Raw genomic sequence first — 14003 nt, 5'->3', positions numbered from 1 at the left:
TGTGGGAGCGAGCCTGCTCGCGATGGGGCCTTCAAATCCGGCGTTCCTGTGCCTGACTGCGCGCGATCGCCTTGAATCTTGTCCTACAGTTTTGCCCCGGCATGCCGTTAACCCGTTTAACCACGCCATAACACCAACAAGAGTGAACAGCATGCGCCTGAGCCTGAAGGCTAAAGTCCTGTCGCTGGCAATATTGCCGGTACTGTTGTCCGCCGTGATCATCAGCCTGACCACGGCTTTCATCTTGAGGGAACAGGCCGGTAAAGAGGTCCAGCAGACCCGCGAACGCCTGCTTGCCGAGGCCAAGGCGACACTGCAGAACTACGTAGCGGTGGGGCTGACCGCCATCAAGCCGCTGTACGATGCCGCCGCTGCCGGTGACAACGAGGCGCGGGCCCAGGCGATCAAACTCCTGTCGAACGTCAGCTACGGCAAGGACGGTTACTTCTTCGGCTACGATTCCGAAACCGTGCGCCTGTTCAAGGCCAACAGCCCCGATGGCGTGGGCAAGAGTTTCAAGGACAACCGCGATCCGAACGGCGTCTACGTCAACCGTGACCTGGTGAAAGTCGCCAAGGACGGGACCCATTACCTCGAATACAGCTCGCCATTGCCCAACAGCCAGGCGTTGGTGCCCAAGCTGGGCTACACCGAATACCTGCCCAAGTGGGACATGGCGGTCGGCAGCTCGGTCAACCTCGACGGCATCGAAGCCCAGGTCGCCCTGGTGGAAACCACGGTGCATGAGCGCCTACAGGGCGTGATCCTGAGTATTGTCGGCATCGCCGCCGTGGTGTTGCTGGTGATTGCAGTGGTTGGCCTGTTGCTGGCGAACACCATCCTGCGACCGTTGCACCTGATGAAGGACAGCCTCGATGATATCGCGGCGGGTGAGGGCGACCTGACCCGGCGCCTGGCAATCACCAGCCAGGATGAACTCGGCCAGTTGGCCGGCTCGTTCAACCGTTTCGTCGACAAGATCCACGGCCTGGTGCGGCAGATCACCGACATGACCTCGCAACTGACCGGGCTGGTGACGCAAGTCTCCGAGCAGGCCCAGCGCTCCGAGCAAGCCATGGAGCGCCAGCGCCACGAGACCGACCAGGTCGCTACGGCGATCAACGAAATGTCGTCGGCCGCCCAGGAAGTGGCGCGCAGCGCCCAGGGCGCCGCCGTCGCCGCCCAGCAGACCGACGAAGAAGGCCAGTCGGCCAAGCGCGTGGTGGCCGGCAGTATCCAGCAGATCCATGCGTTGGTGAACGATATCCGCAGCAGTGGCGTGTCCCTGGACAGCCTGCAACAGGACGTGGCCTCGATTGTCAGCGTGCTCGGCGTGATCCGCTCGATCGCCGAGCAAACCAACCTGCTGGCCCTCAACGCCGCTATCGAAGCCGCGCGTGCCGGGGAAGCGGGGCGTGGCTTCGCGGTGGTCGCCGATGAAGTGCGGGCCCTGGCCAGCCGGACCCAGCAGAGCACCCAGGAAATCCAGGGGATGATCGATCGCCTGCAATCCGGCACCCATGCGGCCGTGGAAGCGATGCGCCGTTCCAGCGAAGCCGGCGACGGCACCTCGGTAAGGGCCAACGAAGCGGGCGCCTCGCTGGACACCATGGCGCAGTTGATCGGCACTATCAACTCGATGAACGCCCAGATCGCCAGCGCCGCCGAAGAACAGACCGCCGTGGCCGAGGAAATCAACCGCAGCGTGCATCAGATTGCCGTGGCGGTGGACAGCGTCGCTGATGAAACCCAGCTCGGCGCCCAGACCTCCCGCAGCCTCAATGACCTGGGCCAGCGCCTGGGCAAACTCGTGGGGCAGTTCCGAATCTGACCGCAGGAGCTGCCGAAGGCTGCGATCTTTCGCTTTCGATCCAGATGTCATGCCCGGGCAACCGGGCCCTATCGGGAGCGGAGGATCGCAGCCTTCGGCAGTTTCTGTGGCGACCCAAAGGCCGAGACAGTCCCCCTGTGGGAGCGAGCCTGCTCGCGATTGCTGCCGATCAGTCAATAAAGATATGGAATGTGCAGCCGTCATCGCGAGCAGGCTCGCTCCCACATTTGTTTCGCGCTCAATCGAATAGCTGCAGGGAGCGCAGCATCGACGGCACTCCGGCGATTCCTGGCTGACTAACGTGTATCCCGCCTCAGGACATGGAAGCTGATGAATCGAAAGATGCTGCAAAACAAAGCCCAGATGCTGTTGCTGATCCTGGTCACTGTCGCCTTTATCTGGATTCTGTTGCCGTTTTACGGCGCGGTGTTCTGGGCGGTGATCCTGGGCATCGTCTTCGCTCCGATGCAACGACGGCTGCAAATGAAATTCGGTTGGCAGCGCAACATCACCTCGCTATTCACCCTGAGCACTTGCGTGGTGATTGCGATTTTGCCGGTGATCGTCATCAGCATGCTGTTGGTCCAGGAAGGCACGGCGTTATACAAGAGCCTGGAAAGCGGGGAGTTGGACATCGCCGATTACCTGGCCCGCTTCAAGGACGCGCTGCCGCCGTACTTCCAGCACTTGCTGGATCGCTTCGGCATGGGCAACTTGAGCGGACTGCGGGACAAGATCGTCAAGGGTGCGATGCAGGGCAGCGAATTCTTCGCCACCCAGGCGTTCAGCTTCGGCCAGGGTACGTTTCAGTTCCTTGTCAGCTTTTCAGTCATGCTGTACTTGCTGTTCTTCTTTTTGCGCGATGGTCCGGAACTGGTGCGCAAGGTCCGCGCAGCCGTGCCCCTGGGCGAGCACCAGAAGCGCCGCCTGCAACTGAAATTCAACCGCGTAGTGCGCGCGACGGTGAAGGGCAACCTGCTGGTCGCCATTACCCAAGGCGCGCTGGGTGGGCTGATCTTCTGGATCCTGGGGATTCCGACGGTGTTGCCGTGGGCGGTGTTGATGGCCTTTCTGTCGCTGTTGCCGGCGGTGGGAGCGGGTATCGTCTGGGCACCCGTGGCAGCGTATTTCCTGCTGTCGGGGGCGATCTGGCAGGGGGTGGTGCTGATCCTGTTCGGGGTCTTTGTGATCGGTCTGGTGGATAACGTCCTTCGACCTATCCTGGTGGGCAAGGACACCAAGATGCCTGACTACATGGTGCTGGTCTCGACGTTGGGCGGGCTGGCCGTGTTCGGGCTGAACGGCTTCGTGATCGGGCCGTTGATCGCCGCGCTGTTCATGTCGTGCTGGGCCTTGTTTGTCGAAAGCACGCCCCGTGTGCAACTGCCCTAGGCGGTCAGCAGGTACGGCCCGATGCGTTGGGACATGGCTTGGGCGGCGGGCAATGAAGTCAGCGGCCCGCTGATGGTCACGCCATCCTGCACCAGATACCAGCAGGCCAGCAGACCGCGCTCCCTGAGGGGGGCGGGGACGGCACTGCCAATGACAGACATGATTTGAACCTTGGGCATGGGAACCTCCATCAATCGATGGGGTTACCTTACGACTCAGCCGAGGTAACGAAAAATCAACCGGCTCAATAGTGGGAATCGATGCCGCTCAATCGACCACGAGGTCGAGCATGTGCACAACCTCCTGCTCGTGGAGCACGCCCTTGCGCACCAGGTTTTCCGCCAGCAGTGAAAGGAACTTGGCGGTGCGGTGGCCTTCCAGGTGCTTGAGTTCAGTCAGCACGTTGTAGACCTTGCTGGAAGTGCACAGGCCAACGATACGATGGGGGTTTTGCGTGGGCATACCTTCGTCCTTGTTGTTATGAAGCTGTTGTTAACGGACAGCACCCGTTTGCGGCGCGGTCATGACGCTCACGTGACAGCTCAGGTTGTAGGAAAAAGAAAGCAGGATTCAGACCATCATGCCTTTTTGGCGCCGGATTATTGTTCCGGTAACGACCTCGGGCAGGCTGATACGGTCATTCGCTTTTTGCCGTGCGCACAAAAAAAGCCCCTGGATCTTTCGATTCAGGGGCTTTTTTGTCTTGCTGTCTGGCTCCACGACCTGGACTCGAACCAGGGACCCAGTGATTAACAGTCACTTGCTCTACCAACTGAGCTATCGCGGAATGACGCGTATGTTACTGATTGGAAAAGAGAAGTCAAGCGTTGCTGCATAGCTTCTGTGGGGGCGAGCTTGTTCGCGATGGCGGAAGGTCAGTCAACGTTGTTGTTGAATGATGCTCCGCTATCGCGAGCAGGCTCGCTCCCACAGGTTGCAGGCTGTATTTCGTCAGATCACCTGAACAATCGCCTGGGTCACCGCCTCGATGTTGTTCTGGTTCAGCGCCGCCACGCAGATGCGGCCGGTGTCCAGGGCATAGATGCCGAATTCGTTGCGCAGGCGCGTCACTTGTTCAACGGTCAGGCCGGAGTAGGAGAACATCCCGCTCTGGCGTGCGACGAAGCTGAAGTCGTGCTGCGGTGCAGCCTTGGCCAGCATGTCGACCATCTGGTTGCGCATGCCGCGGATGCGCAAGCGCATTTCTGCCAGTTCGGCTTCCCACTGGGCCCGCAGCTCCGGGCTGTTGAGCACGGCGGCGACGATGCTGGCGCCGTGGGTTGGCGGGTTGGAGTAGTTGGTGCGGATCACGCGCTTGACCTGGGACAGCACGCGGGCACTTTCTTCTTTCGATTCACTGACGATCGACAGGGCGCCGACGCGCTCGCCGTACAGGGAGAACGACTTGGAGAACGAACTGGAGGCAAAGAAGGTCAGGCCCGACTCGGCGAACAGGCGCACGGCCGCGGCGTCTTCGTCGATACCCGCGCCAAAGCCCTGGTAAGCCATGTCCAGGAACGGCACATGGTTCTTGGCCTTGACCACGGCCAGCACGTTTTTCCAATCTTCCGGGCTCAGGTCCACGCCAGTAGGGTTGTGGCAGCAGGCGTGCAGCACGACGATCGAGCGCTCGGGCAGGGCGTTGAGGTCTTCCAGCAGGCCGGCGCGGTTCACGTCGTGGGTGGCGGCGTCGTAGTAGCGATAGTTCTGTACCGGGAAGCCGGCGGTTTCGAACAGCGCGCGGTGGTTTTCCCAGCTCGGGTCGCTGATGGCCACGACGGCGTCAGGCAGCAGTTGCTTGAGGAAGTCGGCACCGATCTTCAGGGCGCCGGTACCGCCTACGGCCTGGGTGGTGATGACGCGGCCGGATGCAATCAGCGGGGAGTCCTTGCCAAACAGCAGGGTCTGGACCGCCTGGTCATAGGCCGCAATGCCGTCGATCGGCAGGTAGCCCCGGGAAACGTGCTGAGCCACGCGAGCCGTCTCGGCTTCGACCACGGCGCGCAGGAGTGGAATGCGCCCCTCCTCGTTGCAGTAAACACCTACGCCCAGGTTGACCTTATTGGTACGGGTGTCGGCGTTGAATGCTTCGTTAAGGCCCAGGATAGGATCGCGGGGTGCCAATTCGACAGCGGAAAACAGGCTCATTATTGCGCGGCTCTGAATGGAGTGAGGAGGGACGTGTCGCGCTCCAGCCGGATGCACTAGAGCGGTGCACAAACGGGGAGCTAGTATAGAGGCCATCACAGGGCGGGGCGACAGGCGATTCAGCTTTTGCCGTAAGTATTTTCGATTTTTTTCGACCGTTAGTCCCTTCGCAACGTCAAAGTCTCCAAGGCGTGTAGGACGTTCGCCTTGAAAGCGAAGGCATTCACCTCCACATTGTGTGCATTCCAGCTTTTTCCTCGGGCGACATCAGTCGTTTCGGTCTTTCTCGTTCCTGTTGGCTGGCCGACAGGAGTGAACCCAGAGGTTATGTCATGTCTGAATTCCAGCTAGTCACCCGATTCCAGCCAGCCGGCGACCAGCCGGAAGCTATCCGCCTGATGGTAGAAGGCATCGAGGCCGGGCTCGCGCACCAGACGCTGCTCGGTGTGACCGGTTCGGGCAAGACCTTCAGCATCGCCAACGTGATTGCCCAGGTACAGCGCCCGACCCTGGTGCTGGCGCCGAACAAGACCCTGGCGGCGCAACTGTATGGCGAGTTCAAGGCATTCTTCCCGAACAACGCCGTGGAGTACTTCGTTTCTTATTACGACTACTACCAGCCCGAGGCCTACGTGCCGTCATCGGACACCTTCATCGAGAAGGATGCCTCGATCAACGACCACATCGAACAGATGCGACTGTCGGCGACCAAGGCGTTGCTCGAACGCAAGGACGCGATCATCGTCACCACCGTCTCGTGCATCTACGGCCTGGGCAGCCCGGAAACCTATCTGAAGATGGTGTTGCACGTGGACCGCGGCGACAAACTCGACCAGCGTGCCTTGCTGCGACGCCTGGCGGATCTGCAGTACACCCGCAACGACATGGATTTTGCCCGGGCGACGTTCCGGGTGCGTGGCGACGTGATCGACATCTACCCGGCGGAATCCGACCTGGAAGCGATCCGCATCGAGTTGTTCGACGATGAGGTGGAGAGCCTCTCGGCGTTCGACCCGCTGACCGGCGAAGTGATTCGCAAGTTGCCACGCTTCACGTTCTACCCCAAGAGTCACTACGTGACACCCCGGGAAACCCTGCTGGGCGCCATCGAGGGGATCAAGGTCGAGCTGCAGGAACGCCTGGAGTACCTGCGTTCGAACAACAAGCTGGTGGAAGCCCAGCGCCTGGAGCAACGGACCCGGTTCGACCTGGAAATGATCCTCGAACTGGGCTACTGCAACGGTATTGAAAACTACTCGCGCTACCTGTCGGGGCGTCCGGCGGGCGCGCCACCACCGACCTTATACGATTACCTGCCGGCCGACGCCTTGCTGGTGATTGACGAGTCCCACGTCAGCGTGCCCCAGGTCGGCGCCATGTACAAAGGCGACCGTTCGCGCAAGGAAACCCTGGTGGAATACGGTTTTCGCCTGCCGTCGGCCCTGGACAACCGGCCGATGCGCTTTGACGAATGGGAAAGCGTGAGCCCGCAGACGATTTTTGTCTCGGCCACCCCCGGCAACTACGAGGCGGAACATGCTGGCCGCGTGGTCGAGCAATTGGTGCGGCCGACCGGGCTGGTGGACCCGCAGATCGAAGTGCGTCCGGCGCTGACCCAGGTTGATGACCTGCTTTCGGAAATCACCAAGCGCGTCGCGCTGGAAGAGCGGGTGCTGGTGACCACGCTGACCAAGCGCATGGCCGAAGACCTCACCGATTACCTGGCCGACCATGGCGTGCGGGTGCGTTACCTGCACTCGGACATCGACACGGTGGAGCGGGTCGAGATCATCCGCGACCTGCGCCTGGGCACCTTCGATGTGCTGGTGGGCATCAACCTGCTGCGTGAAGGCCTGGACATGCCGGAAGTGTCGCTGGTGGCGATTCTCGACGCTGACAAGGAAGGTTTCCTGCGTTCCGAGCGTTCGCTGATCCAGACCATCGGTCGGGCCGCGCGTAACCTCAATGGCCGGGCGATTCTTTACGCCGACCGCATGACCGGCTCCATGGAACGGGCCATCGGCGAGACCGAACGCCGTCGCGACAAGCAGATCGCTTTCAACCTGGCCAACGGCATCACCCCCAAAGGGGTGTTCAAGGACGTTGCCGACATCATGGAAGGCGCCACCGTGCCGGGTTCGCGCAGCAAGAAGCGCAAGGGCATGGCCAAGGCCGCCGAAGAGAGCGCCCGCTACGAAGCCGAACTGCGTTCGCCAAGCGAGATCACCAAGCGTATCCGCCAGTTGGAAGAGAAGATGTACCAACTGGCTCGCGACCTGGAGTTCGAAGCCGCGGCGCAATTGCGCGACGAGATCGGCAAGTTGCGGGAGCGGTTGTTGGCGGTCTGAGTTTTTTGCGTCGGTCTTCAGGGCCCCATCGCGAGCAGGCTCGCTCCCACACTGGATCGCGTTCAGCCCGAACAACGCGGTCCACTGTGGGAGCGAGCCTGCTCGCGATGAAGGCGACGCGGTCTGACGGTTCCCGCTGATATCCGCCTCCGACTGGAGCCCGCCCGCCATCGCCTGTTACCATTCGCCCCCTGTTCGATCTTCGCTTTTATCTTCTTTCCGAGACATGCCATGACCACCGTCCGCACCCGCATCGCGCCTTCGCCCACTGGCGATCCCCATGTCGGCACCGCTTACATCGCTCTGTTCAACTATTGCTTTGCCAAGCAGCACGGCGGTGAATTCATCCTGCGCATCGAAGACACCGACCAGTTGCGTTCGACCCGTGAGTCCGAACAGCAGATTTTCGACGCCCTGCGCTGGCTGGGGATCGACTGGAGCGAAGGTCCGGACGTCGGCGGCCCCCATGGCCCGTATCGCCAGAGCGAGCGCGGTGCCATCTATCAGCAGTATTGCCAGCAACTGGTGGACATGGGTCATGCGTTCCCGTGCTTCTGCACCGCCGAAGAGCTGGACCAGATGCGCGCCGAGCAGATGGCCCGTGGCGAAACCCCGCGCTACGACGGCCGCGCGCTGCTGCTGTCCAAGGAAGAAGTTGCCCGTCGCTTGGCCGCCGGCGAACCCCATGTGATCCGCATGAAGGTGCCAAGCGAAGGCGTCTGTGTGGTCCCGGACATGCTGCGTGGCGATGTCGAGATCCCGTGGGATCGCATGGACATGCAAGTGCTGATGAAGACCGACGGCCTGCCGACGTACTTCCTGGCCAACGTGGTTGATGATCACCTGATGGGCATCACCCACGTATTGCGCGGTGAAGAATGGTTGCCTTCGGCGCCGAAACTGATCCTGCTCTACGAGTATTTTGGCTGGGAACAGCCGCAGTTGTGCTACATGCCGCTGCTGCGTAACCCGGACAAGAGCAAGCTGTCCAAGCGCAAGAACCCGACTTCGGTGACGTTCTATGAGCGCATGGGCTTCATGCCCGAGGCGATGCTCAACTACCTGGGGCGCATGGGCTGGTCGATGCCGGACGAGCGCGAGAAGTTCTCGTTGCAGGAAATGGTCGAGCATTTCGACCTGTCGCGCGTTTCCCTGGGCGGGCCGATCTTCGACGTGGAAAAACTTTCGTGGCTCAACGGCCAGTGGCTGCGAGACCTGCCGGTGGAAGAGTTCGCCGCACGCGTGCAGAAGTGGGCACTCAATCCTGAGTACCTGATGAAGATCGCCCCCCATGTGCAGGGCAGGGTAGAGACCTTCAGCCAGATCGCGCCGCTGGCCGGCTTCTTCTTCGCCGGTGGCGTGACGCCGGACGCGAAGTTGTTCGAGTCCAAGAAGCTCTCGGGCGACCAGGTGCGCCAGTTGATGCAATTGATCCTGTGGAAGCTCGAAAGCCTGCGCCAGTGGGAGAAGGACAGCATCACCGCGACCATCCAGGCCGTGGTCGAATCCCTGGAACTGAAGCTGCGCGACGCGATGCCGCTGATGTTCGCCGCGATTACCGGGCAGGCCAGTTCGGTTTCGGTACTCGATGCGATGGAAATCCTCGGGCCGGACCTGACCCGTTTCCGCCTGCGCCAGGCCATCGATCTGCTCGGTGGCGTGTCGAAGAAGGAAAACAAGGAGTGGGAAAAACTGCTCGGCGCGATTGCCTGAGCAGTCGATGAGGCAGGGCACACCCCGGTTTTCCGGGGTTTGTCGGTAAGTGATTGTTATCCCGGCAAAAAATTTTCAAATTTGTTGAAAATAAATTTGACAGCCCTCCGATACGCCCTTAAGATTCGCCCCGTCCTCAGCGATGAGGGGCTATAGCTCAGCTGGGAGAGCGCTTGCATGGCATGCAAGAGGTCGACGGTTCGATCCCGTCTAGCTCCACCAATTTACACTTCAAGGCCTGGCCACACCGGCTTTGAAGCGATCAGCACTTAGCGTTGATCAGTTGTATGGAAGGGTTTGCGTCCCCTTCGTCTAGTGGCCTAGGACACCGCCCTTTCACGGCGGTAACAGGGGTTCGAGTCCCCTAGGGGACGCCAGTTTTACAGAAGCGATGTTGCAAGATGTCGCTCCGCCGCGAGGCGAAAAATCCGGGGCTATAGCTCAGCTGGGAGAGCGCTTGCATGGCATGCAAGAGGTCGACGGTTCGATCCCGTCTAGCTCCACCAATTTACACTTCAAGGTCTGGCCACACCGGCCTTGAAGCGATCAGTCCTCAGCGCTGATCATGTTCAGAAGGTTTGTGTCCCCTTCGTCTAGTGGCCTAGGACACCGCCCTTTCACGGCGGTAACAGGGGTTCGAGTCCCCTAGGGGACGCCACGATTACCCGCTCTGCGGGATTTTATAGGGGTCATTCAATTATTGAATGGCCCTTTTGTTTGTCTGGCGTTCAGCCAATTCTCCCTTCTCAAAAAATGGTGCCCCGGGCGGGCGGACTGAATTTTCCGCTTGCAGAAAATTATTATGCGAATAATATTGTGATCGTAATATTCGGAGGCGACGATGAGCGATAAAAAAGCACAAACCCGTGAGCGCATTATCAAGGCCGCCAGCGCCGCGCTGATCCAGCGTGGTCCGGCCGAGCCAAGCGTGGGCGAGGTGATGGGCGCGGCCGGGCTGACGGTGGGCGGGTTCTACGCCCATTTCGAAAGCAAGGATGCGTTGATGCTGGAGGCTTTCAAGCAATTGCTCGGCCGGCGCCGTGGCTTGATCGCCGACATGGACGCTGACCTGACCGGTGAGGAGCGCCGTGCCCTGGTAGCAGCGTTCTACCTGTCGCGCAAACATCGGGACTCCACTGAGAACGCCTGTCCGATCCCGGCATCGATTGGTGAGCTGGGGCGGCTGCCGGATCCGTTTCGTGAAGTCCTCAATGAGCACATTGAATTGATGGCCGCGCAATTGTCGGCCAGTCCGGAAGACGCCGACAAAGCGCTGGCCGACATTGCCTTGATGGTGGGAGGCCTGGCCTTGGCGCGGGCGTTGGGCCCGGGAGAGTTATCGGATCGTTTGCTGCGCGCTGCCAAATCGGCGGTGCGGTGAGCTAAGGCGCAAGCCCTGGAGATGAGCGATGGACAGGTTGAGCTGGATTCGCGGTGTCAACGGCACGCTGGGACGGGTCGCGCCGCGCCTGGTGGCGAAGAAAATGCGCACGCTGTTCATGCGCCCACGCAACTTGCCGCCACGGGACTGGGAGTTGCCATTGCTGGCATCCTCCGAGCGCATCACCCTGCGTTTCGGGCTCTCGGCCCTGCGCTGGGGCAAAGGTCCAAGCGTCCTGCTGATGCACGGTTGGGAAGGGCGGCCCACCCAATTTGCAGCGTTGATCACCGCGCTGGTGGATGCCGGCTATACGGTGGTGGCGCTGGACGGCCCGGCCCACGGTCGTTCGCCGGGGCGTGAGGCGAATGTCTTGTTGTTCGCCCGGGCCATGCTTGAAGCCGCCGCCGAATTGCCGCCGCTGCAGGCCGTGATCGGCCATTCCATGGGCGGCGCCAGCGCCATGCTGGCGGTGCAACTGGGGCTGCGCACCGAGACGCTGGTCAGCATCGCGGCGCCCGCGCGCATTCTCGGAGTGCTGCGCGGTTTTGCCCGGCTGATGGGCCTGCCGCCCGAGGCGCGTTCAGCATTCATTCGCCAGGTGGAAAACGATGTGGGCATGCGGGCCTCGACGATGGACGTGGCACATTACCAACTGGACCTGCCGGGGTTGATTGTCCATGCCGAGGACGACACCTTTGTCTCGGTCAAGGAATCGCAGTTGATTCATGAAGCCTGGTTCGACAGTCGCTTGCTGCGTCTGCCCGAGGGTGGGCACCAGCGGGTGCTGGCCGATCCCCGTGTGATTGATGGTGTGTTATCACTGCTGGCCGGGCGCAGCTTGCAAGCGCGGCAATCAGCTTAGGCATCCGGTACACTGCCCCGATCCACATTCGACCGGGAGAGGGGCATGGGCTGGGATCGGGCAACGCCGTTCATCATTGATCTTCAGGTAAATGCCGAAGACATCGACGGGTTGGGCCACGCCAACAACGCGGTGTACGTCAGTTGGCTCGAACGCTGCGCCTGGCGCCACTCCCAGCGATTGGGGCTGGACCTGGTGGAGTATCGACGCCTGGACCGGGCCATGGCCGTGGTGCGGCATGAAATCGACTACCTGGCGGCGGCCTATGAAGGCGACGAACTGCAACTGGCGACCTGGATCGTCGACTGGGACCAGCGCTTGAAAATGACCCGGCAGTTCCAACTGGTGCGCCCCAGTGACAACACCACCTTGCTGCGGGCCCAGACCACATTCGTCTGCATCGAACTGTCTACCGGCAGGCCCAAGCGCATGCCCGTGGAGTTCATCGAAGGCTATGGCCCGGGGCTGAACTCCGCTACCGCCTCCGAAACCTTCGCAAACTGATCCGCCGCCATCGCGAGCAGGCTCGCTCCCACAGGGTTTTGCGGGATGGCTGCTGAATCATGGCCACCACAGATCCTGTGGGAGCGAGCCTGCTCGCGATGACGTCGGCACATTCAACATCTCTGCAAACAGGCCCACCGCTTTCGCTAACAGGCTTGCCTTCGAAATCCGGTAAACTGCCGCACGTTTTTCCGCTGAGTGTGTTTTCCATGCAAATTGCCCTGGCGCCCATGGAGGGGCTGGTCGACAACATCCTGCGCGATGTCCTGACCCGCGTTGGCGGGATCGACTGGTGTGTCACCGAGTTCATCCGCGTCAACGACCGTCTGCTCACGCCGGCCTACTTCCACAAGCTCGCCCCTGAGCTGCTGACCGATGCTCGCACGGCAGCCGGCGTGCCGTTGCGGGTGCAATTGCTGGGCTCCGACCCGGTGTGCCTGGCGGAAAACGCGGCGCTGGCCTGCGAGCTGGGCTCGCAGGCCATCGACCTGAACTTCGGCTGCCCGGCCAAGACCGTGAACAAATCCCGGGGCGGGGCGGTATTGCTCAAGGAGCCGGAACTGCTCAACCAGATCGTCGAGCACGTGCGTCGCGCGGTGCCCAGGCACATTCCGGTGACCGCCAAGATGCGCCTGGGTTTCGATAGCCCGGACGGCGCGCTGGTCTGTGCCACGGCGCTGGCCGAGGGCGGTGCAGAGCACATCGTGGTGCATGCGCGGACCAAGACCGACGGCTACAAGCCGCCGGCGCACTGGGAGTGGATTCCCCGGGTCCAGGAAGTGGTCAAGGTGCCTGTGTTCGCCAATGGCGATATCTGGAGCGTCGAAGATTGGCGCCGTTGCCGCGAGATCAGCGGCGTTGAAGACATCATGCTCGGTCGCGGCCTGGTTTCCCGTCCTGACCTGGCCCGGCAGATCGCCGCTGCCCAGGCCGGAGAGGCGGTAGTCGCGATGTCCTGGGCCGAGCTGCAACCGATGCTGCAGGACTTCTGGGTGCAAGTGGTCGAACAACTGACGCCTCGCCAGGCCCCTGGCCGATTGAAACAATGGCTGGCAATGCTGACCCGCAACTACCCCGAGGCGGTCGAACTGTTCACGGCCTTGCGCCGGGAAACCGAGCTGGAGACGGTGGGGCATTTGCTCGGTGTGCAGCGCACCGAAGCGGCCTGAAAAAAAATTAAAAAAAACGCTTGAAAAGTATTTGGCGGACCCTAGATAGGGGTTACGCGATGCCGAACTCGGGTCGCGGAGACAAAAAACCTTGCTGAACTTTTCAGGAGATTTGAATCATGAGTACTGCATTTTCGCTGGCCCCGCTGTTCCGTTCCTCGGTGGGTTTCGACCGTTTCAACGACCTGTTCGAAACCGCCCTGCGCAACGAACCGAGCAGCAGCTATCCACCCTACAACGTGGAAAAATACGCTGATGATCAATACCGTATCGTGGTCGCCGCCGCGGGTTTTCGTGAGGAAGACCTGGACCTGCAGGTGGAAAAAGGTGTGCTGACCATCAGCGGTGGCAAGCGCGAGGCCAGCAACGACAGCGTGACCTACTTGCATCAGGGCATCGCCCAGCGCGCGTTCAAGCTGTCCTTCCGGTTGGCGGATCATATCGAGATCAAATCCGCCGGCCTGAGCAACGGTCTGTTGAGCATCGACCTGTTGCGGGTGATCCCGGAAGAGGCGAAAGCCAAGCGCATCCCGATCAACGGGGCGCAGCAACAACCCGCACTGCAACACTGATTGCATTGCAAATGAAGAAGGGCGCCGAATGGCGCCCTTCTTCATGCCGGTGTCTCATTTGTAGATCGTTCCCACGCTCTGCG

12 protein-coding genes, 5 tRNA genes and 1 pseudogene are annotated in these 14003 nt (G+C 61.2%); 14 read left to right on the top strand and 4 right to left on the bottom strand.

The annotated features are described in order from the left end of the window. Positions 1-22: 22 nt before the first annotated feature. The 3 genes and pseudogenes from J7E36_RS25535 to J7E36_RS10990 all read left to right on the top strand — a co-directional run. Positions 23-973, top strand: a pseudogene (locus tag J7E36_RS25535) (cache domain-containing protein); the annotation flags it as partial. 36 nt (positions 974-1009) lie between these two features. Then, positions 1010-1831 carry a methyl-accepting chemotaxis protein gene (locus J7E36_RS25530; protein ID WP_406822828.1) on the top strand — a complete coding sequence of 274 codons (822 nt, stop codon included), beginning with the start codon at positions 1010-1012 and terminating at the stop codon, positions 1829-1831. A 330-nt stretch (positions 1832-2161) separates the two neighbouring features. Further along, a complete protein-coding gene (locus tag J7E36_RS10990) occupies positions 2162-3223 on the top strand; it encodes an AI-2E family transporter (protein WP_215002707.1) in 1062 nt (353 codons plus the stop codon). Here J7E36_RS10990 and J7E36_RS10985 read toward each other — a convergent pair. The 4 genes from J7E36_RS10985 to J7E36_RS10970 form a co-directional block, all read right to left on the bottom strand. Then, entirely contained in the window at positions 3220-3402 is a 183-nt protein-coding gene (locus J7E36_RS10985) for a hypothetical protein (protein ID WP_042728350.1), read from the bottom strand. The two genes, J7E36_RS10990 and J7E36_RS10985, sit on opposite strands and share 4 nt — an antisense overlap. Positions 3403-3490: 88 nt before the next feature. Continuing rightward, entirely contained in the window at positions 3491-3685 is a 195-nt protein-coding gene (locus J7E36_RS10980) for a hypothetical protein (RefSeq protein WP_215002705.1), read from the bottom strand. Between the two features lie 249 nt (positions 3686-3934). After that, positions 3935-4010 (bottom strand) — tRNA-Asn (locus tag J7E36_RS10975). Positions 4011-4174: 164 nt separating this feature from the next. Further along, positions 4175-5371 carry an amino acid aminotransferase gene (locus J7E36_RS10970; protein WP_215002703.1) on the bottom strand — a complete coding sequence of 399 codons (1197 nt, stop codon included), beginning with the start codon at positions 5369-5371 and terminating at the stop codon, positions 4175-4177. A gap of 332 nt (positions 5372-5703) precedes the next feature. Between J7E36_RS10970 and uvrB the strand changes: the two genes are divergently transcribed. The 11 genes from uvrB (at position 5704) to J7E36_RS10915 (ending at position 13920) form a co-directional block, all read left to right on the top strand. Continuing rightward, on the top strand, positions 5704-7719 hold the full coding sequence (gene uvrB, locus J7E36_RS10965; RefSeq protein ID WP_215002701.1) for an excinuclease ABC subunit UvrB: 2016 nt from the start codon (positions 5704-5706) through the stop codon (positions 7717-7719). Positions 7720-7950: 231 nt separating this feature from the next. Further along, positions 7951-9432 carry a glutamate--tRNA ligase gene (gltX, locus tag J7E36_RS10960; protein ID WP_215002699.1) on the top strand — a complete coding sequence of 494 codons (1482 nt, stop codon included), beginning with the start codon at positions 7951-7953 and terminating at the stop codon, positions 9430-9432. A gap of 146 nt (positions 9433-9578) precedes the next feature. Next, positions 9579-9654: transfer RNA gene (locus J7E36_RS10955), tRNA-Ala, on the top strand. Between the two features lie 79 nt (positions 9655-9733). Further along, positions 9734-9809, top strand: a tRNA-Glu gene (locus J7E36_RS10950). Between the two features lie 53 nt (positions 9810-9862). Beyond that, a tRNA-Ala gene (locus tag J7E36_RS10945) sits at positions 9863-9938 on the top strand. A 76-nt stretch (positions 9939-10014) separates the two neighbouring features. Next, positions 10015-10090: transfer RNA gene (locus J7E36_RS10940), tRNA-Glu, on the top strand. 183 nt (positions 10091-10273) lie between these two features. Next, complete coding sequence (locus J7E36_RS10935; RefSeq protein WP_215002698.1) at positions 10274-10813, top strand: TetR/AcrR family transcriptional regulator; 540 nt, start codon at positions 10274-10276, stop codon at positions 10811-10813. Positions 10814-10841: 28 nt separating this feature from the next. Then, positions 10842-11675, top strand: a complete 834-nt coding sequence (locus J7E36_RS10930) for an alpha/beta fold hydrolase (RefSeq protein ID WP_215002696.1) — start codon at positions 10842-10844, stop codon at positions 11673-11675. 45 nt (positions 11676-11720) lie between these two features. Beyond that, positions 11721-12179: an acyl-CoA thioesterase gene (locus tag J7E36_RS10925; protein ID WP_215002694.1), complete on the top strand. Its 459-nt coding sequence runs from the start codon at positions 11721-11723 to the stop codon at positions 12177-12179. A gap of 209 nt (positions 12180-12388) precedes the next feature. Then, a complete protein-coding gene (locus J7E36_RS10920; protein ID WP_215002692.1) occupies positions 12389-13348 on the top strand; it encodes a tRNA dihydrouridine synthase in 960 nt (319 codons plus the stop codon). A gap of 119 nt (positions 13349-13467) precedes the next feature. After that, positions 13468-13920, top strand: a complete 453-nt coding sequence (locus J7E36_RS10915; protein WP_215002690.1) for an Hsp20 family protein — start codon at positions 13468-13470, stop codon at positions 13918-13920. The last annotated feature ends 83 nt before the right edge of the window (positions 13921-14003 follow it).

The sequence above is a fragment of the Pseudomonas fluorescens genome, from assembly GCF_018614775.1.
Taxonomy (GTDB): Bacteria; Pseudomonadota; Gammaproteobacteria; order Pseudomonadales; family Pseudomonadaceae; genus Aquipseudomonas; species Aquipseudomonas fluorescens_BY.
Note: the sequence above shows the minus strand (reverse complement) of the source record. Positions and strands in the feature narration are given on the sequence as shown.